We start from the raw sequence: 879 nt of genomic DNA, 5'->3' as shown, positions 1-879 counted from the left end.
GGGTCGTCACCGTCTTCCCGTCTAGCACGCCGGCAGCGGCCAGTACAAACACACCTGAACAGATCGAGCAGAGGCGCGCACCACGTTGATGAGCGGCGCGGATCTTCCTGAGCAGCGGTTCGGGCGGCACTTCATCCGCATCACGCCAACCCGGTACCACGATCGTATCCGCTCGGTCCAGAAACTTAAGCGTATGCGGGGCGGTGACGGTGATGCCGCCTGCCGCGCGCAGTGGCCCCGACTCGCCCGCGCAAACCGCAAATTGATACCAGTCGACGCCAAGCTCTGGGCGTTCCAGCGCGAACAATTCTGTCACGCAACCAAATTCGAAAGTACAGAGCTGGTCGTAGGCCAGCGCGACGACAAGATGAGTGCCCATGGCGTGATGTTACCGTAGATTGGCAAACTGGCCGCTTCTGCACGTTGCATGCGGATGCCAGAATGGACACCTCTGCTGCATATTGCCAGGCCACGCTCTTACTGCTCCTGTCCGCCATTCATCCATGTCCACCGCCACCATGAATAACGCCGTTACTGCAATCCCCGCCGCTGACAGCGCCGTCGCGCATGCCCACTTCCTCGCGTCGCTGCAGTTCGAAACCGACTGCTCGGATGTCTCCAGCGCGCTCGCCAGCGGGACACCCGGTTTAGTGCTGCTTGACGTGCGCAGTGCGGCCCTATTTGCTCAAGGTCACGTACCGGGCGCTGTTAGTCTGCCGCATGGCAAGATCGTCGAATCGAAGCTTGGGGGCTATCCACTCGATACGCTGTTCGTCACGTACTGCGCAGGCCCGCACTGCAACGGCGCAACGCGTGGCGCCATTCGGCTCGCCCGGTTGGGTCGTCCGGTGAAGATCATGATCGGAGGCATCACGGGCT

Annotated in this window: 2 protein-coding genes; one reads left to right on the top strand and one right to left on the bottom strand. The window is 61.7% G+C overall.

Translation table 11 applies throughout. From position 1 onward, the window contains the following. Nucleotides 1-379 (bottom strand): DJ-1/PfpI family protein (locus AB4Y40_RS42765; RefSeq protein ID WP_368692986.1); only part of this gene is annotated, 379 nt, incomplete at its 3' end. A 124-nt stretch (nucleotides 380-503) separates the two neighbouring features. Here AB4Y40_RS42765 and AB4Y40_RS42760 point away from each other — a divergent pair. Further along, nucleotides 504-879: rhodanese-like domain-containing protein (locus tag AB4Y40_RS42760; RefSeq protein ID WP_368692985.1), on the top strand; the 376-nt coding region annotated here is incomplete at its 3' end.

This window comes from Paraburkholderia sp. EG287B (genome assembly GCF_040965595.1).
Lineage (GTDB): Bacteria > Pseudomonadota > Gammaproteobacteria > Burkholderiales > Burkholderiaceae > Paraburkholderia.
This window is presented reverse-complemented; position numbering and strand designations above follow the sequence as displayed.